Consider the following 19449-nt stretch of genomic DNA (forward strand, 5'->3'; position numbering starts at 1 on the left):
AAAGCTAGGGGAGAGCTCCTAGCTTTTTTCTATGCTTTCCTTTTACATAATTGGGCTTGTCTTTGGAAGACTAGAACATGAAGTAAAGGAGAGTTGTGTATGAAATGGAAACATATAATTGGTGACGTTGAAGTGAATCGGGATTTAGTGTTATTGCTCCTTATAGGAGGTTTATACACGCTCGCAATTTCTTTATCGAATACGTTTGTAAATATTTATTTATGGAAACAAACACAAAATTATGTGAATCTTGGCTTGTATAATTTAGCCAGCGTGGTATTACAGCCTCTCACATTTCTTGTAGGGGGAAAATTAGCGAAACGTATCGATCGCTCGATTTTATTACGAATAGGAGTAGGAACGCTCGCAATTTTTTTTATTGTTGTCTTAGTAGCAGGGAAAAGTGCTTCTCAGTATATTTTATTAATGGGGGCTCTTTTAGGAGTAGGATACGGTTTTTACTGGTTGGCTTTTAACTTATTGACATTTGAAATTACAGAACCAGAAACAAGAGATTTCTTTAATGGGTTTCTTGGACTTCTTACATCCTTCTCTGGAATGATTGGACCAATAGCAGCAGGATACACAATTTCACGTATGGAGAAATGGAGTGGCTATACTGTTATATTCTTTCTTTCATTAGTTCTATTTGCAATTGCTGTCGTCTTAAGCTTCTTTTTATCTAAAAGAGAATGTGAAGGTCGTTATGAAATCGTGCAAGTATTGAAAGAACGACGGATTGATAAAAATTGGGGAAAGATTACACGAGCTCATTTTTTCCAAGGATTGAGAGAAGGAACGTTTATTTTTGTCATTTCAGTATATGTTTATTTAGCAACTAATAGTGAGTTTGCATTAGGGAAATACAGTTTAGTGAACTCTGCTGTATCCTTTGTATGTTATTACTTAGTTGCTCGTATGTTAAAGAAGGAGTGGCGAAAAAAAGCAATTTTACTTGGAGGCATTATTTTATATGCTGTCGTCTTTTTAGTTATTTTCAATGTTACATACACGAAATTACTTATTTATGCGGCATGTATTGCAATTGCATATCCTATTTTACTTGTTCCGTACGGATCAATGACATATGACGTAATTGGTAGAGCGAAAAATGCGAGAGAATGGCGTGTGGAATATGTCGTTGTTCGGGAGTTGTGGTTAAACGCCGGAAGAATCTGTTCCATTTTAAGTTTTTTATGTGCTGTACTATTCTTTCCACCTGAAAAAAGTTTACCTTACTTATTATGTATTTTAGGTGCTGGACATTTTCTTATTTATTTTGCAGTTAAAAATGTCAAATATGATGAGGGAAATGCGAGTAAAGCAAGTGTTGTAACGCAAGGGAACGCGCAAAATCAAACTGAACCAGAAGGTTAACTTCTCGTTTGTTTTATGCTAGAATAGAAAAAGATGTAAGACAGCAGTGAGGACACCTGTATGAAGGTGTCCCTTTCACATTACATAGCTGTTGGTAGAGGGGGTTTGTATGAGCAAGAAGCAGAAGCAAAATAAGAAAAAGACCCACGTTCCTTTTCGGTTAAACGTGCTGTTTTTCTGCGTGTTTTTAATGTTCTCCGCGGTTATTGTAAGGCTCGGATATGTACAAATTGTTCGCGGTGAAGAATATAAGAATGAAGTGGAGAAGAAAGAAAACTCAACGATAAGTAATCCTGTACCGCGTGGGAAAATATTTGACCGTTATGGGCGACCTGTAGTAGATAATGCAGCCGTTCGTACTATTACATTTACAAAAATGAAAGGATCAACTGCAGAAGATCGCTTAGAAACAGCGAAAAAGCTAGCAGATTTGATTGAAGTACCGACAGATAAATTAACAGATCGCGATAAAAAAGATTATTGGCTTGCTATGCATAAAGAGGAAGCTAAAGAAAAAATTACGAATAAAGATCGTCAAGAGTTTAAAGATAAAAAAATTGATGATAAAGAATTAGACGAGCGTCAGCGAAGTCGTGTAACAGAAGAAGAGATTAATCAATTATCCGCAAAAGATCTAGAAATACTAGCGATTAAAAGTAAGATGGACGGCGGATATGCAATGACACCTCAAGTTATTAAAAAGGATGCTACAGAAAAGGAATATTCGATTATTAGTGAAAACCTAGCAGCATTACCAGGTGTAGATACGAATGTTGATTGGGAGCGAAAATATACGTACGATGATTTATTCCGAAGTGTACTAGGTGGGGTGTCGACATCTGATGAAGGCTTACCGAGAGAAAGACTAGATTACTATCTTGTTCGTGATTATAATCGAAATGACCGAGTAGGAAAAAGTTATCTTGAACAACAGTATGAAGATAGTCTGCACGGTACGAAAGCAGAAGTTAGAAATGTTACAGATAAAAACGGTAATATTTTAGAAACGATTAATGTATCAAAAGGACAAAGTGGTAATGATCTGAATTTAACAATTGATATGGAATTACAAAAGCGTGTGGAAGATATTCTTGCGAAGAATTTAATGAGATTTAAAGGAAGCGAACCTCTTTTAGATCGCGCATTCGTTGTAATGATGAACCCAAAAAATGGTGAAGTTTTATCTATGGCGGGGAAACAATTAGTTAACGAAGATGGTCAAACGAAAGTAAATGACTTTGCATTAGGTACCATGACAAGTTCTTATCCGATGGGATCAACTGTAAAAGGTGCAACAGTACTTACTGGATATCAAACTGGTGCGATTCAACCAGGATCGGTGCAATTGGATGAACCAATTAAATTAAAAGGTACACCTACGAAGTCGTCTTGGAAAACGATGGGATACATTAATGACCTTACAGCTTTAAAAATGTCTTCTAACGTTTATATGTTTAAAACAGCGATGAATATCGCCGGTGTTAAATATGTGAGAGGTGGTACGTTAGATATACCTCAAAAAGCATTTGATACGATGCGTTATTATTTTGGACAGTTTGGACTTGGTGTAAAAACAGGAATTGATTTACCGAATGAATCTGCTGGTCAGATGGGTAGAAGTAGTCAACCAGGTTTCTTACTAGATTTATCAATTGGACAGTATGATACGTATACACCGCTTCAATTAGCGCAATATATTTCGACGATTGCCAATGGCGGATATCGCATGCAACCACAAGTTGTAAAAGAAATTCGTCAACCGGCAGTGAAACCAGATGAAGTTGGGAAAGTTGTTCAATCTATGGAACCGAAAGTATTAAATCGTATTGATATGCCGGAATCGCAAATTAAACATGTTCAAGAAGGATTTAGACAAGTGTATAATGATTCAGGTGGTACAGCTACAAAATACTTTACAGGTGCAAAATATAAAGCGGCAGGGAAGACGGGTACGGCGCAAACTGTGTATGGTGGAGATAAAGAGATTGGTAGAAATGCAAAAGGTGAACGCGTGGAAACATATAACTTAACATTAGTAGGTTATGCGCCACTTGAAGATCCAGAAGTAGCATTCTCTGTTGTCGTTCCATGGGTACATGATGATAAGACTGGTATTAATGGATATATTGGTCGTGAAATTATGGACGCTTACTTTGATTTGAAAAACAAGGAAGTAAATGGTGAAGCTCCAAAAGATGATAAAGACAATAAAAATAAAGAGCAAGATGATGAATAAAAAAGTTGTAAAAAAGCACACTATCTGAAAAGATAGTGTGCTTTTTTTTATGGTTTATGCATATCGTGTAATAAATGTGGACAAGTATACAACATTGAAAAAACGCGGCCGTATAAATGATACTTGTATATGATGGGATAGGGGATAACTGTTTTATAGGGAAATCATCAGAGGAAATGAATAGCTACTACTGAATTAAAATTGTACCGTATGTTGATTTTTGTGGAACTTTACAAAACTTTTACAAACAATTAAAACCGAATTAATAGTTTAGCAGTATTCTTATATCTGTAATCCTGTTATTTCCGGTTACTTCTAGGAGGAAGAACACGTGAAATGGATGCGTACACCGATTAAAGTTTTCGTATTATCAATATGGTTCCTCTGTTTTGAAATGTCTACTGCATTTGCTTTAAATGATACGGGAGAAGTGAGAGTTGATGGATCCTCAACGGTTTTTCCTATTATAGAAGCAGTAGCGGAGGAATATACAAAGGTGCATCCAGACGTGAAAATTTCCATCAGTATTTCTGGAACTGGGGGAGGATTTAATCGTTTCAGTAAAGGAGAAGTAGATATAAATAATGCTTCGAGAGTAATGAAACAAGTCGAGAAAAATGAAATGAAGAAAAACTCTATTCAGTTCACACCTTTTGAGGTTGCTAACGACGGTCTTACGATTGTTGTGAATCGCCATAATACATGGGTAGACGATATGTCAGTAGACGAGTTACGACTACTTTGGAGTGAAGATGGAAGAGAGAAGCGATGGTCACAAATTTATTCAACATGGCCACGTGAACAAGTGAAGTTTTATGCACCAGGCGTAGACTCTGGTACGTATGATTATTTTCAAAATGTCATCTTACAAAATCATCGCATTGTAAAAAAAGTCTCTTTGTCTGAAGATGATCAAGTTATTATGCAAGGGGTAATGAATGATAAACATGCCATTGCTTTTGTAGGATATGCTTATTATATGGCTAATCGAGATAAGGTGAAAGCAATAAAAGTAAATGGTGTATTTCCGACGAAAGAGACCATTCAATCAGGTAAGTATAAGCCGTTATCTAGGCCGCTACTTACTTATGTGAATAATGCATCTATCCGAAATAAAATGAATGTAGCAAACTATGTTGAGTTTATGATTCAGCATGTCGGTAACCTCGCTGAAGAGGTCGGATATGTAAAATTAAGAAAAGAAAAATACAATGAACAGCTGCGTATGTTAACAGAAATAAAAAGGTAATGTCAGGGTGGAAAGGGGTTTTCATCTTTGGCTCATAATGACAAAAGTCAAATTACATTTTCTGTACAACATTTGATTGAAAGAAATACAAAACAAAGAAAAAAAACGCAGCGAATCAATCGAATAGTGCCTTTATTACTAAAAATAATTGCTAGTGTTTCTATTGTGACGACACTTGGAATTGTTTTTACGCTCTCTAATGAAACAATCATGTTTTTTCAAAAAATATCATTATACTCCTTTTTAACGGAGAAAGAATGGTTACCATTTTTTGAAGATCCTAAATTCGGTATATTACCACTTATATGTGGAACGTTCCTTGTAACAGCAATTGCTATGTTTGTAGCAATTCCTATCGGTTTAGCGTGTGCCGTATTTTTAAGCGAATATGCTTCAAATAGTGCACGGAAAATATTAAAGCCGATGTTAGAGCTATTAGCAGGTATCCCGACAATTGTATATGGTTTTTTTGCATTAACAGTTGTTACACCGCTTTTACAAAGGATTATACCAGATTTACAGTTTTTTAATGCGATTAGTCCAGGAATCGTTATCGGATTTATGATGATGCCTACAATTGCATCTCTATCTGAAGACGCGATGAGAGCTGTGGCGAAAGGGACGAAAGAAGCTTCATTAGCACTCGGAGCGACGCGGTTTGAAATGGTAAAACAAGTGGTGTTTCCGTCCGCTTTTACAGGGATTATGGCAGCAATTATATTAGCAGCTTCTCGTGCAATTGGTGAAACGATGATCGTTGTAATTGCAGCAGGATCCACACCAAATGTATCGCTTGATCCGACACATTCTATTCAAACGTTAACAGCCTATATTGTGCAAGTAAGTTTAGGTGATGCTCCGCATGGAACGATTACGTATTACAGCATGTATGCTGTAGGCGCAACGTTATTTTTGTTTACCTTTATTATGAACATCATTTCGCAGTCAATTATGCGCCGTTTTAGGAGGATGACATAATATGCGAATGTTGAATCATAAAAAAATACAAAAAAATATGGCATCACGCTTTTTAAAAGATCGAATTTACAAATTGTTATTTTATATAGCAATTTTATTTTCAATCGTAATTTTGTTTTTGTTACTGTTTCAAATTGTTGAAAAAGGTATAAGTTATCTTTCAATAGATTTCTTTACAAATTTCGCTTCACGTAATCCGAAAGAAGCTGGTATTGCTGCAGCTTTGTCAGGGACAATATTATTTATGAGTATTGTTATACCTGTTTCTTTTATATTTGGAGTTGGAACAGCACTTTATTTAGAGCAATATGCGAAGGAATCTCTATTTAAAAAAATAATAGAGATTAATAATCAAACGTTGGCAGGAGTACCATCCGTTGTATTTGGATTGCTTGGTTTAACTATTTTTGTATATGCTCTTCATTTAGGAGAGAGTATAGTTGCAGCAGCATTGACGATGAGTCTACTCGTTTTACCAACAGTTGTTGTGGCGAGTCAAGAAGCAATTCGATCAGTACCAAGTGTTTTATTAGAGGGTTCTTACGGATTAGGTGCTACGAAGTGGCAAACGATGTATCAAATTGTATTGCCATATGCTTTCCCAGGGATTATAACGGGCTGTACGTTAGCGATATCAAGAGCAATTGGAGAGGCTGCACCACTATTAGTTATTGGGGCACTTGCGTTTGCAAATTATGTTCCATTTAGTATGTTTGATAGATTTACAGTTCTACCAATTCAAATTTTTAATTGGATGAGTAGGCCACAAGAAGAATTTCAGTATGTAGCAGCAGCTGGGATGATTGTTTTGTTAGGTTTGTTGCTATTTATCAATATATTTGTTTTATGGTTACGAAATCGAAAATAAGTTGGAAGTGGATGAAAGGGGAATTCAAATGGTAGCAACAGTAGTAAATGTACAGGTGAAAAACGAAGAGAAAATCGAGACTGCGCCAAAGAAGGTAGTATTTGATACGAAAAATTTAAATTTATGGTACGGGGAAGACCATGCTTTAAAAGATATTAATTTAAGTATTCATGAGAATGAAGTTACAGCCATTATCGGTCCAAGTGGCTGTGGTAAATCAACTTACTTAAAAACATTAAATCGCATGGTAGAGTTAGTACCGATCGTTCGAACTACAGGTGTAATTGAGTATAGAGAACGCAATATATTTGATAAATCATATCCAGTTGAAGAATTAAGAACGCATGTAGGAATGGTGTTCCAAAAGCCAAATCCATTTCCAAAATCTATTTATGAGAATGTAACATACGGTCCAAAAATCCATGGTATTCGTGACAAAAAGACATTAGATGAAATTGTTGAAAAAAGTTTACGTGGAGCAGCGATTTGGGATGAGTTAAAAGATCGTTTGCACGATAATGCATACGGTTTATCTGGTGGACAGCAACAGCGTCTATGCATCGCACGCTGCTTAGCTATTGAGCCAGACGTTATTTTAATGGATGAGCCAACATCGGCATTAGACCCAATTTCAACATTAAAAGTAGAAGAATTAATTCAAGAGCTAAAGAAAGATTTTAGTATTGTTATCGTAACGCATAATATGCAACAAGCAGCGCGTATTTCAGACAAAACAGCTTTCTTCTTAAGCGGGGAAGTTGTGGAGTATACAGATACAAACAAATTATTTACGACTCCTTCAGATAAGCGTACAGAAGATTATATTACAGGTCGCTTTGGTTGATATCGTTTCAAAGCTAAGAGCAAATGCCCTCTTAACAGAGGGCATTTCTTATTTTATCTTACTGTTAATAAAGAAGTAATACTTCTCCTTATCTTAAGTTTTATTACAAGCGTAAGAGGCTATGTAGGAGATTTACCCCGCTATTTGCGGGCAGTAAGACCCCCACCTTAAAATTTAGCGAAAGCAAAGAAGTTAGGGAGGGGATCTTGCTGCCTATCAAATCCCGATTGATGAGGGTTGATTAAAGTTTCACTTTTATATAATGGCACATAATATTGAGGGGGAAGAAAAATGGTAAGAGAACAGTTTCAAGGTGATTTAAAAGCGTTACAGCAAAAGGTGATTGAGCTTGGAGAATTAGCAAATGCGGCTTTATTGATTGCTATGGAAGGTCTGCATACAAGGGATGTAGAGAAAGCGTTAGAGGTCATTGATGGTGATTACCGCATGGATAATTTAGAAGAGGAAATAAACGATCTTGCGCTTATGCTCATTACGAAGCAGCAACCTGTAGCAAGTGACTTAAGAAGGATTTTTATTTCAATTAAAACAGCGACAGATTTAGAGCGCATTGCAGATCATGCTGTTAATATTGCAAAGGCTACAATTCGTCTTGGGGAAAAAGAAGTGGCTGTTAGTTTGCACAACCTAGATGAAATGTTTGCGGTTGCAAATGAGATGTTGCATTTAGCGTTAGAAGCATATGAACAAGAAAATTTAACTTTTGCAAAACAAATTGCTGAAATGGATGATTCCGTTGATGAAATATATGGAAAAGCAATTCGTGAGTTTATATCTTCAGTTCCGGAACAACCAGAAGCAATTACGCAAATTACACAATTATCATTTGTCGCGAGATATATTGAGCGTGTAGCAGATCATATTACAAATATTGCTGAAAATGTCTTTTATTTAGTAAAAGGAAAGCATTATTTATTGAATGAGTAGGAATGAAAGTAGGTGATGAGAAATCACCTGCTTTTTTTAGTCAAAACATGACAAAAAAAGCTCGTTGTTTCCTTTAGTTTATGATGATAAGATGTATCATAATGTAATGGAAAAATTAGTATATATGTTTGTCGTTAATAAGTATTATTTACCAATTTATAGTAAGCGCTTTCTTGTTGTTTGAAATGTACTTTTTTATAGGTTAGAAATTTAATTATATAGTCTTCTAAATGAGGATGTGTTTAACTAATCAAGTTTATGCTGCTAGTTCATGTGGGATAGGGAATATACATATGGTATATGGAGTTACTGAACATTATATAAGTGGAGGCTGAAGTATATGAAGGGGGTTATTTTAGCTGGAGGAAAAGGAAGGCGCCTTAGACCATTAACATGTAATACTCCAAAGCCGATGTTACCATTATTAGAAAAACCAGTTTTAGAATATAATATTGAGTTATTACGCCAGCATGGTATTCGTGAAATTGCAATTACTGTTCAATATATGAGTACGACCATTAAGCAATATTTTGGTGACGGTAGTAAATGGGGAGTTAACTTGTATTATTTTGAAGACTCTCCTCCGCTTGGCACAGCAGGGAGTATTAAACAAGCAGAACAATTTTTAGATGAAACATTTGTTGTGATAAGCGGGGATGCATTAACTGACTTTCAATTATCAGAAGGAATTAGGTTTCATGAACAAAAGAAAAGAATGGTAACAATGTTTGTGAAAGAAGTAGAAAATCCACTCTCATTTGGATTGGTTGTAATGAATAAAGACCAGGAGGTTACACGATATATAGAAAAGCCGGGCTGGAATGAGGTAGTATCTAATGTTGTGAATACAGGCATATATATTATGGAGCCAGAAATCTTTTCTTACATACCGCCTAGGCAATTTTTTGATTTCAGTCATGATGTGTTTCCGTTATTGGCAAACAAAAATGTGTTATTCGCATATTTGTCAGAAGGTTATTGGTTAGATATCGGCACATTTAATCAATATCGACAAGCACAATTTGATTTGTTAACGAAAAAGTTACAAGTACCTATTCCTTATACAGAAGTATTACCGATGGTATGGATGGGAGAAGGGGTGACGATTGGTAAAGGGACGAAAATTCATGGCCCCTCTTTTATTGGAGAAGGAGCAAAGATTGGTACAGGAGCTGTAATTGAGCCATATTCTATTATTGGGAAAAATAGTATCGTTTCAAATTATTCTCATCTTCAAAAAAGTATTGTTTTTGCAAATGCCCACATTGGGAAGTATTGTGAACTATTAGAAACGACAATAGGAGAGCGTACAATAGTTGAAGATGATGTTACACTGTTTCAAAAAAGTGTTGTAGCGGATCACTGTCACATCGGAAGAAGTACGGTAATTAAGCAAAAAGGAAAACTATGGCCTTATAAGGCGATTGATAGTCATTCGATAGTAGGAGCGGCTGGTATTCAAGAAAGTGAAATGAGTGCAGGGTGGTTACAAAAAAGCCGCATTGTAGGAAGAGGGAATGTTGAAATTACTCCCCAGTTTATCGTGAAGATTGCGATGGCGTATGGTTCTCTTTTTAAAAAAGGAGAAAGTATATTAATTGGAAGTCAAGAAAATATAGAAACAACCTCTTATAAAAATTTATTTTTACATGCTATTCATGGTATAGGGATTCATACGATGGAATGTAAAGAAATGAACGAGTCACTTTTTCAATATAGTGTTCATCATTTGCAATGTGCAGGTGGGGTTTTCATTCAAGTGGAGAATGAGAATGAGATTGTTATAAAGTTGTATGGTCAAGCTGGCATGCCGTTAACGTATAAGCAGCAAAAAGAGATAGAACAAGTATATATGTCCGAATTGTTTTATTACGTGCATGAGAAAGAGATGGGGCGAAATAAGCTGGTTCATGTTTCTATGAATGAGTATATAGAAGTTATATTGGGGCATATTGATATCGAGAAAATACAGATGCAGAAGTTTCATCTTCTTATTAATAAGAGAAATGATACGTTGCAACATTTACTTATGCTCTTTCTACAAAGACTTGGTTGTACAGTTACATGGATTTATGCAAGCGAACAAAAAAATCATGTGAAAGCTTTGATGAAATCAAGTAAAGCGAATATGGCTCTTATGTTTTCTGAGCAAGGAAATCATTTCGAGTTATACGATAAACATAGTAATATTTACCAAGGTACAGATTTGGAAGAGGTCGATATTCCAGATTTCTTACTCGAATCGACAGGAAATATTTACCCAATGTCTTTGAAGTTAGGAGAATGTTATCTTCTATTTTATACGCAGGATGAAAGAAAGTCGTTTCAAGTAAGGTGGAAGCGAGATATTTTATATCGGATTGGAAAATTATTCGAGCTAATAGCATTGCAAGGAAAAACGTTTCTCAGCATAGTAGAGCAATCACCTCCGCTCTATTTACTTTATGATGAAGTGGTATGTTCATGGAATGAAAAAGGGGAAATTATGAGGAAATTATTGGATGATATAGAAAGGAAGGGAGAAGGTATATTTGAAGGAGTACAGTTCAAATATACTGAAAAAGAGTGGTCTTATATCGTTTCTGACACAAAACAACCAAAATTTTTGGTGTATTCACATGCTAGAAACCCAGTAATAGCAAGGGAAAATATGAAAAATCTTATAGAAAAAATTAGACAATATCAAAAGGTGTAGAATTTTTATTTTAAAAGTGGTATTATAGTATAGTCTGATTTAAGTTATTAGTACTGGAGGGAAATAAGAATGCGTGTGAATATTACTCTAGCATGTACAGAATGCGGAGATCGTAACTATATCTCAAAGAAAAATAAACGTAACAACGCTGAGCGTATCGAGCTTAAAAAGTATTGCAAGCGTGACAAGAAGTCTACGTTACACCGTGAAACAAAGTAAGCAGTAGGAATATTTTCCTACTGTTTCTTTTTTTATTCGATTCCTATGTTAAAAGTGATACACTATCAGCATAGAGTAAAGTGTCACTGTAAGGGGGAGAATGTGTGAAAGCAGAGAAAGTACGTTTACGTAAACAAATAATAGAACACATGAATTCTTTATCAGAAGAACAGTATACAACTTTATCAGAACAGATTGCATTTTCGTTGTATGCGCAAAAAGAGTGGGTTGAAGCTAAAACAATTGGAATTACTCTTTCAATGGAAAATGAAGTGAATACATATCCTATTATCGAAAAAGCTTGGGAAGAAGGAAAGAAAGTTGTAGTTCCTAAGTGTAATAAAGGAACTAGAACGATGTCCTTCCGGCAAATTAATGATTTTGATCAATTAGAAACGGTGTATATGAATTTACGTGAACCGATTCCCGGGCTTACGGAAGAAGTGAATATGGATGAAATTGATCTTCAAATTGTCCCAGGCGTAGCTTATACAGAACGAGGAGAGCGAATTGGGTACGGCGGTGGCTATTATGATCGTTATCTCGTGCATTATAAAGGGAAAACGCTGTCATTAGCGTATGATTTTCAAATGGTAAAACACATTCCAGTAGAGCCATTTGATAAAAACATAGAAAAAATTATTACAGAAAAAGGAACACTGCTTATAAATAAGCTTGTATAGACAAATAAAAATTGACGAGACTTTTTCTTCTTGATTATAATAAAATATGTGAACGTTTTCTTATTATAATTTTTTATAGTAAGTGAGCATAGAGGGTGATGAAATGGTATCTATTTATGATATTCAGCAATTGCTAAAGAAATTTGGTACGATTATTTATACGGGAGATCGAATTGCAGATTTACAATTAATGCAAGATGAATTGCGTGAATTAAATCAATCACAGCTAATCGATCCACAAGACTATCAAACAGCTTTATTTTTATTGAAGCAAGAAATTCAAAAAGAGCTAAATAAGAATTAGATAAAGGTAGGTAAGCAACATGGAAGAGAAATGGTTAGTTGGTGTTGACCTTGGTGGTACAACGATTAAATTAGCATTTATTAATGTATACGGTGAAATTTTACATAAGTGGGAAATCCCTACGAATACAGGTGAGCAAGGAAAACATATTACACTTGATGTTGCGAAAGCAATTGATAAAAAGCTAGAAGAATTAGGCGAATTGAAGAGCAAATTAATTGGTATTGGTATGGGAGCTCCTGGTCCTGTACATGTGGCGTCTGGAATGATTTATGAAGCGGTTAATTTAGGATGGAAAAACTATCCGCTAAAAGATTTATTAGAAGTAGAAACAGGATTACCTGTTGTTATTGATAATGATGCGAACTTAGCAGCGCTTGGTGAAATGTGGAAAGGTGCTGGTGAAGGTGCAAAAGATTTAATCTGTATGACACTTGGTACGGGCGTTGGTGGTGGTGTAATCGCCAATGGTGAGATTGTACACGGCGTGAGTGGTGCTGCTGGTGAGATTGGACATATTACAGTCGTTACAGAAAATGCTTTCCCATGTAATTGCGGGAAGTCTGGTTGCTTAGAAACAGTAGCATCTGCGACAGGTATTGTACGTGTTGCTATGCAAAAAATACAAGAGACTAATAAAGAGAGCGTGTTGCGTTCTATGTTAGCTGAAGAAGGACGTATTACATCAAAAGATGTCTTTGAAGCACTTGGACAAGGTGATGAATTAGCAGGTGAAGTAGTAGAAAAAGTAGCTTCTTATTTAGGATTAGCTGTAGCGAACCTTTCTAGTACATTGAACCCAGAGAAAATTGTTATTGGTGGAGGCGTGTCTAAAGCTGGAGATGCGCTATTAGAACCAATTCAACGCTATTTCGAGCAATACGCTTTCTCACGTGCTGTAAAGAGCACGAAGTTAGCTATTGCAACACTTGGTAATGATGCAGGTGTTATCGGAGGAGCTTGGCTTGTAAAAAAGCACAAATACGAAGCGAAGATGATATAAGTTGTGAAATATGAAAAGAGGAAGGGGGAACCCTTCCTCTTTTTGTGTAAAATCTCGATGAAGAATAAAGTGTAAACGAATTAAGCTGCTGGTGGATACCCGTTATATAGAACAGTCATGATCGTAAACCATCCGAAAACGAGTACAGTTGCAATTGCAAAGCCGCTCGCGAAAAAGTTTTTTTCACGAAGTGTTCTAAGCGTAGCAAATACAGCTAACAGAGTGACAAGTGTAAAAATAATAACAAGGCCCATACAATATCCTCCTCTGTCTACCCATTTCTTATTATGAGTTTTTGGAATATTTACTCTTTTATATTGTACATGTTTTAAAAATGATTGTCGAGATAGCATCCTTTCTTTTCCTCAGAGAAAGAAATGTTGTATCATTAAAAGTAAGTTTTTAATAACTGGAGGAGATTTTTATATGAAATGGATACAAATGCCGTTAGGCCCATTACAAACAAATGCTTATATTTTAATGAACGATCAAAAAGAGTGCATTATCTTTGACCCTGGTCATGAAGGTGAAAAGCTCGTTACATATTTACAAGAAGAACAATTAAAACCATTGGCTGTTTTATTAACACATGCACACTTTGATCATATCGGTGCTGTTGATGCCGTAAGAGACGCTTTTTATATTCCTGTGTACGTACATAAAGAAGAAGCAGATTGGTTAGGAGATGCAACTGTAAACGGCTCTCAAATTTTTATGATGAACCGCAGTATTACAGCAAAACCAGCGGATCATATTATTGATGCAGAAGGTACATTAACAATTGGATCATTTAATTTTGAAGTTTTTGAGACACCAGGACATTCTCCAGGAAGTATTTCTTATTATAGTAAAGAAGCGAATGCTGTATTCTCAGGAGATGTATTGTTCCAAATGAGCATTGGAAGAACAGATTTGCCTGGTGGAAGTTTTGCTGAATTAATTGGAAGTATTGAAGAGAAATTATTTGTATTACCAGATGAAACAGCGGTGTTATGTGGACATGGTCCAGAAACAAGCATTGGCTTTGAAAAAGAAAATAATCCGTTTTTACAATAAGGAGTTATTATGGGAATGGAGCTCATTTTAAGAGAATGGATGGGGAAAGAAAAGGATTATTCAATTTCATATAGTACGTATATGAACCTTGTATTGTATACGGAGGGTCATGGATATTATATGAAAGAACGTGAAAAGATTGGAAGACAAGGGGATTTTTTTACAAGTAGCAATGTATCCTCTGTTTTTGCAAAAACTTTTGCAAAACTTTTTATTCGTCTTGTTGAAAATGGTGAAGTTGCTTCGAATATTTGTGAGGTTGGTGGGGGAACAGGGAAGTTTGCCTATGATGTTTTACAAGAATGGAAGCAATTATCTCCAAACACCTTTATTAATTTAAACTATTCAATGATTGAAGTGAGCCCTTTTCATAGGAAATTACAGCAGGAGCAACTTGGCTCATTTTCTAATGTATCGTACTATACCTCCTATAGTGAAATGGGAGATTCTTTCGAGGGAATTCTTTTTTCGAATGAGTTGTTTGATGCATTTCCTGTTGAAGTAATTGAGAAAAGAAATGGTATATTGTATGAAGTACGTATTACATATACAGAGGAAGGAAACCTTTCAGAAGTATGTAGGCCGTTAAATAAAAGAATTGGTCGCTATTTATTGAAATATAATATTTATATTGCTGAAGGGCAACGTTTTGAAGTACCAATTGTTATGGAGGAGTATATAAAAGAAATTTCGAAATGGTTTCAAAAAGGTATATGTATTACAGTTGATTACGGATACACAAAAGAAGAATGGATGCATCCAGCACACCGCGAAGGAAGTTTGCGAGGATATTATCAGCATAAGCTAATGCGTAACCCACTAGCGCATCCAGGTGAAATGGATCTTACTACTCATGTTCATTGGGACGAGCTAAAGGAGATCTTTAGTATGCAAGGAATGAGTGCAGTATGGCATAAGAAACAATCTGAGTTCTTGTTAGCTGCAGGGATATTAGAACAGCTTACGAGCCATCAAGATACGAATCCTTTTTCTGAAACGCAAAAACAAAATCGAGCAGTTCGTTCTATGATTTTAAATGGAGGAGTAGGGAGTTCGTTTGATGTTGTTATACATACAAAAGATATGCAACATTTACATTTGGATCAGTATGTAACAATATAAAAAACAAGACACAGTATATACTGTGTCTTGTTTTTTAATACGACTTATGTAGTATTATATATTTCCTCTCATGATATATATTTATATTAAAGATATGAGATAAAAAATATAGAATACGTTCTTTTTCTGCGATTATTAGTCCCTAACCTAATAATACACGAACGAGTTGAATGATTGTTTCATTCTCTACTTTGTAATAAATTTCCAATCCTTTTCTTTCACTAGAAACGATTTTAGCGCTTTTTAATTTTGCTAAATGCTGTGAAATTGTAGATTGTGGCATGTTTAAGCCAGTATACATTGTAGAAACGTTGCTTGGACCGCGCTCGATTAATCCTTTTACGATACATAAACGAACAGGATGAGCTAGCACTTTTAATAATTCTGCATTACTTTCATATAGTTCTAATTCTTTTTGAAAGGTTTCTAACATGTTCTTTTCCACCTCCGTGTGAGCTATTATACCATACTATACATACCAAAAATTTAAAGAAAAGAAAATAGTTGTTGCAGAAAAAAAGTCCTAAAGTAAAGAAATTGTAAGAAAAGAGACCCGGATGTAAATAAAATAGGTAAATTAGCATGTTTTTGTAAAATGACATTTTTGGGTGAAAATTTCGATGCGTTTTAAAAATTGAAAGATATAGATATATTTGTAACACAATTTTATCATGATTTTCTTATTCTTTCAAATGAATATACGAAATTTTTAAAATAATATGACAAAGGAATTATAATGATATATATAGAATATAAAACAGGTTAAAAGAAAAGAAGCTGAATGTCATTCGCTTCTTTATGGTGATAATGAAATATTTGATTACGGCTGATAAATCTTAGGATGATCAAGTCATTAGTCATTTATTCTAAAATTCATCTTTTAGCAACGTTAAAAATCTGTGATTCCATATGTTCTCATAAAAATCAATTGTCTCTTTTGCGGACATAAAAGGATTATTCAACGTAGAGGTTGTTTTCTGTCCCATAAAGTTTTCGTATCCTAGTCCGTGGGCAAACTTAATCGTTGCATCCATACAGTACTCTGTTTGGGCGCCACAAAATTCAATGCGATTTACAGATAATTGATCTAAAATTTCTTTTAAGTTTGTTTTATAAAATGAATTTGCATGTGTTTTTCTTACAAAAAAATCTTGTTCTTGAACATCTAGATCGGTATGAATAGCCCAAAGTTCTTTCTCGGGTACTAAATCATCATCACAATGTTGAACGAAAAGGATTGGTTTATTTAATTTTCTATATGAATAAATTCTTTTATTTACTTTTTTTAGTAAGTTCTGTAAATCAAATAAATGCTCCTCGCTATAACATACGCCATTTTGTAAATCGATAACGATTAAAATATCTGCATAAGTATCCATTATTTTCACCCCTTTTTATTTCTTAATATATCAATTAATCCATTATTTAGAAATAGATGATATACTTTTATTTTTTATGGACTATAAGAAAAGAAGAAATTCAAATGAATATAGCTAAACCGCATAAAAAGAAGATATGAAAACCTAATCTCATATCTTCTTTTTCTCTATGCATTTACAGGTTCTTCTACATAAGAAAGGGCATTTTCAAAATCGGATATTAAATCGTTAACATTTTCAAGACCGACTGATAACCGAAGTAATGAATTAGAGATTCCTCTTTTATCACGAGCTTCTTGCGACAGTGCTGCATGTGACATTTTTGCTGGATAAGAAAGAATTGACTCTACAGCTCCTAAACTAACTGCAAAAACAGGCAATTTTACTTTTGATAAAAATTTGCGGAGTGCATCTTCTGACTGCAAAGTAAACGATAAGACCGCTCCAGCTGATGTTGCTTGAGATTGTTGAATATCAAATCCGAGATGAGTTTGTAATCCCGGATAATAGACATTTTTTACTTTAGAGTGCTCTTGTAAATAATGTGCGATTTTATTGGCATTTTTAGCTGAATGTTCGAGGCGTACATGCAATGTTTTTAGACCGCGAAGTACGAGAGAACAATCTTGAGGTCCTAAAATAGCACCGAATGCATTTTGTAAAAATCCAAGCTTTTGAGCGAGTTCTGAATCTTTTACTACTGCTAATCCGGCAGTAACATCACTATGACCAGCAATAAATTTTGTAGCACTATGAAGAACGACATCGGCTCCAAGTTCAAGTGGTTTTTGGAATAGTGGTGTCAAAAATGTATTATCAACAAAAGTAAGAGCCCCAATAGATTTTGCGAGTTTAGAAACCTCGCGAATATCTGTCACTTTTAAAAGTGGGTTAGAAGGTGTTTCTACATAAAAGAGCTTTGTATTTGGTTTAATGTTTTGTTTTATTTCTTCTAAATTGGTCATATCAACAAATGTATGTGAAACACCGTAACGGGAGAGTACCTCAGTTATCACTCGGTAAGTGCCTCCGTACACATCTTCTGAAATGAGTACGTGATCACCTTGTGAAAGAAGGAGGAATGCAGTGGAAATCGCTGCAATGCCTGATGCAAAGGCGAATCCTTTTGTTCCGCCTTCTAATAAAGCAATGATATCTTCAAGAGCTTCACGAGTTGGGTTTCCTGACCTGCTATAGTCATATTTTCCGAACGTATCTACATCAAACTGGTGAAAAGTTGATGTGTTATAAATAGGAACGTTCACAGCGCCTGTTTGCGAGTCGTGTTTATATTGGTTGTGTAGTAAGAGTGTATCTATAGAATAGCTCATATTCTTACACCTTCTTTTACGAGTTTAATTGCTTGCTTTAAGTCTTGAATTAAATCGTTACTATTTTCAATGCCAACTGAGAATCGAAGAAGACGATTGCATACGCCGTTTGTTGTTCTAATTTCTTCAGGAATATCAGCATGTGTTTGCGTTGCTGGATAAGTCATTAAACTTTCTACACCACCAAGACTTTCGGCAAATGTAATTAAGGATAAAGATTGTAAGAATGGATTAATCCAAGCTTCATCTTTAAGGCGGAATGAGATCATGCCACCTCTTCCTGGATAAAATACATCTGTCACCCCGTCTTCATCATTTAAATACGCAACAACTGCTTTCGCATTTTCTTCATGTTGCCTCATGCGAAGCGCTAACGTTTTCATACCGCGAATTAATAACCATGAGTCAAATGGGCTTAAAACTGCACCTGATGCATTATGATAATGAGCGATTTCCTCGCAAAGTTCCTTTCCTTTTGCAACGACAAGCCCGCTTAGTACATCGTTATGTCCCCCTAAATATTTCGTTGCGCTATGAAGTACAATGTCAGCACCTTCTGTTAATGGTTGCTGTATATAAGGTGTGTAGAAAGTGTTGTCTACAATAAGGAGTAGTCCGTTCCTTTTCGCTACAGTTGCGACAGCAGCAATATCAGTAACTTGCATTAATGGATTAGTTGGAGTTTCTATGAAAATAGCCTTCGTTTCAGTTGTGATAGCTTGCTCAATTTGTTTAATAGACTGTGTATTTACGTATCTACATCGAACATTCCACTTTTTTTCATGCTCAGAAAATAATCGATACGTTCCCCCGTATAAATCTTCAGATACAATAAGTTCGTCTCCAGAGCGGAATAGAGAAAGGACGAGGAGAACAGCCGCCATCCCTGAACTACAGGCATAACCTTGTTCGCCATATTCTAAGTCTGCGATCGCCTGTTCTAAAAGACCTCGAGTTGGATTGCCAGTTCGTGAATAGTCAAAGCCAGTAGATTTACCAATTCCTTCGTGACGATAAGCGGTTGAGAAATAAACTGGTGGATTAACCGTTCCGGTTGTAGTTTCACTGCGATTTCCGATTTGTGCTAGTTTTGTTTCGATTGTTGACATATGAAAATTCCTCCTTTTTAAATTGAAACATTAAGTGAATATAAAATA

General features: G+C 35.3%; 19 protein-coding genes. 14 read left to right on the forward strand and 5 right to left on the reverse strand.

Annotation, left to right across the window (positions count from 1 at the left end; genetic code table 11):
* The first annotated feature begins 99 nt into the window (after window positions 1–99).
* The 12 genes from ACTFRM_RS16195 (at window position 100) to glcK (ending at window position 13404) form a co-directional block, all read left to right on the forward strand.
* Window positions 100–1377 (forward strand): MFS transporter, encoded by a 1278-nt coding sequence (locus ACTFRM_RS16195; protein ID WP_000871384.1) that lies wholly within the window; start codon window positions 100–102, stop codon window positions 1375–1377.
* Between the two features lie 109 nt (window positions 1378–1486).
* On the forward strand, window positions 1487–3613 hold the full coding sequence (locus ACTFRM_RS16200; RefSeq protein ID WP_000038992.1) for a peptidoglycan D,D-transpeptidase FtsI family protein: 2127 nt from the start codon (window positions 1487–1489) through the stop codon (window positions 3611–3613).
* Between the two features lie 331 nt (window positions 3614–3944).
* Window positions 3945–4862 (forward strand): PstS family phosphate ABC transporter substrate-binding protein, encoded by a 918-nt coding sequence (locus ACTFRM_RS16205; protein WP_102955918.1) that lies wholly within the window; start codon window positions 3945–3947, stop codon window positions 4860–4862.
* Between the two features lie 27 nt (window positions 4863–4889).
* Entirely contained in the window at window positions 4890–5840 is a 951-nt protein-coding gene (pstC, locus tag ACTFRM_RS16210; protein WP_000940918.1) for a phosphate ABC transporter permease subunit PstC, read from the forward strand.
* A gap of 1 nt (window position 5841) precedes the next feature.
* On the forward strand, window positions 5842–6708 hold the full coding sequence (gene pstA / locus ACTFRM_RS16215) for a phosphate ABC transporter permease PstA (protein ID WP_001242557.1): 867 nt from the start codon (window positions 5842–5844) through the stop codon (window positions 6706–6708).
* Window positions 6709–6736: 28 nt separating this feature from the next.
* Window positions 6737–7552 (forward strand): phosphate ABC transporter ATP-binding protein, encoded by an 816-nt coding sequence (gene pstB, locus ACTFRM_RS16220; protein WP_000226686.1) that lies wholly within the window; start codon window positions 6737–6739, stop codon window positions 7550–7552.
* A gap of 291 nt (window positions 7553–7843) precedes the next feature.
* Entirely contained in the window at window positions 7844–8500 is a 657-nt protein-coding gene (phoU, locus tag ACTFRM_RS16225; protein ID WP_000251240.1) for a phosphate signaling complex protein PhoU, read from the forward strand.
* Between the two features lie 340 nt (window positions 8501–8840).
* Window positions 8841–11195, forward strand: a complete 2355-nt coding sequence (locus ACTFRM_RS16230) for a sugar phosphate nucleotidyltransferase (RefSeq protein ID WP_102955919.1) — start codon at window positions 8841–8843, stop codon at window positions 11193–11195.
* Between the two features lie 69 nt (window positions 11196–11264).
* Entirely contained in the window at window positions 11265–11414 is a 150-nt protein-coding gene (gene rpmG, locus ACTFRM_RS16235) for a 50S ribosomal protein L33 (RefSeq protein ID WP_001265616.1), read from the forward strand.
* Between the two features lie 104 nt (window positions 11415–11518).
* Window positions 11519–12097, forward strand: a complete 579-nt coding sequence (locus tag ACTFRM_RS16240) for a 5-formyltetrahydrofolate cyclo-ligase (RefSeq protein WP_000642749.1) — start codon at window positions 11519–11521, stop codon at window positions 12095–12097.
* Window positions 12098–12200: 103 nt separating this feature from the next.
* Window positions 12201–12401: a YqgQ family protein gene (locus ACTFRM_RS16245; RefSeq protein ID WP_000253699.1), complete on the forward strand. Its 201-nt coding sequence runs from the start codon at window positions 12201–12203 to the stop codon at window positions 12399–12401.
* Between the two features lie 19 nt (window positions 12402–12420).
* On the forward strand, window positions 12421–13404 hold the full coding sequence (gene glcK, locus ACTFRM_RS16250; protein ID WP_000391704.1) for a glucokinase: 984 nt from the start codon (window positions 12421–12423) through the stop codon (window positions 13402–13404).
* 80 nt (window positions 13405–13484) lie between these two features.
* On the opposite strand, the gene ACTFRM_RS16255 is transcribed toward glcK, so the two are convergent.
* Window positions 13485–13658, reverse strand: a complete 174-nt coding sequence (locus ACTFRM_RS16255) for a DUF2759 domain-containing protein (RefSeq protein WP_000524852.1) — start codon at window positions 13656–13658, stop codon at window positions 13485–13487.
* Window positions 13659–13830: 172 nt separating this feature from the next.
* Between ACTFRM_RS16255 and ACTFRM_RS16260 the strand changes: the two genes are divergently transcribed.
* Both ACTFRM_RS16260 and ACTFRM_RS16265 read left to right on the forward strand, forming a co-directional pair.
* Window positions 13831–14460, forward strand: coding sequence for an MBL fold metallo-hydrolase (locus ACTFRM_RS16260; RefSeq protein ID WP_000871231.1), 630 nt, complete (start codon window positions 13831–13833; stop codon window positions 14458–14460).
* Window positions 14461–14469: 9 nt separating this feature from the next.
* The gene (locus ACTFRM_RS16265) at window positions 14470–15582 is read left to right on the forward strand and encodes a class I SAM-dependent methyltransferase (RefSeq protein ID WP_000525154.1); all 1113 of its coding nucleotides are present in this window, start codon (window positions 14470–14472) and stop codon (window positions 15580–15582) included.
* A 142-nt stretch (window positions 15583–15724) separates the two neighbouring features.
* On the opposite strand, the gene ACTFRM_RS16270 is transcribed toward ACTFRM_RS16265, so the two are convergent.
* From ACTFRM_RS16270 to metI, 4 genes are all read right to left on the reverse strand, one after another.
* Window positions 15725–16015, reverse strand: coding sequence for an ArsR/SmtB family transcription factor (locus tag ACTFRM_RS16270; RefSeq protein WP_000894377.1), 291 nt, complete (start codon window positions 16013–16015; stop codon window positions 15725–15727).
* Window positions 16016–16448: 433 nt separating this feature from the next.
* Window positions 16449–16961, reverse strand: coding sequence for a cysteine hydrolase family protein (locus ACTFRM_RS16275; RefSeq protein WP_440043459.1), 513 nt, complete (start codon window positions 16959–16961; stop codon window positions 16449–16451).
* Window positions 16962–17128: 167 nt separating this feature from the next.
* On the reverse strand, window positions 17129–18292 hold the full coding sequence (gene metC, locus ACTFRM_RS16280) for a cystathionine beta-lyase (protein WP_000122299.1): 1164 nt from the start codon (window positions 18290–18292) through the stop codon (window positions 17129–17131).
* Entirely contained in the window at window positions 18289–19401 is a 1113-nt protein-coding gene (gene metI, locus ACTFRM_RS16285; RefSeq protein WP_088321958.1) for a cystathionine gamma-synthase/O-acetylhomoserine thiolyase, read from the reverse strand. The genes metC and metI overlap by 4 nt, the downstream gene beginning before the upstream one ends.
* Window positions 19402–19449: the final 48 nt, after the last annotated feature.

Origin of the sequence: Bacillus cereus group sp. MYBK227-1, assembly GCF_051916325.1 — a bacterium.
Taxonomy (GTDB): Bacteria; Bacillota; Bacilli; order Bacillales; family Bacillaceae_G; genus Bacillus_A; species Bacillus_A cereus.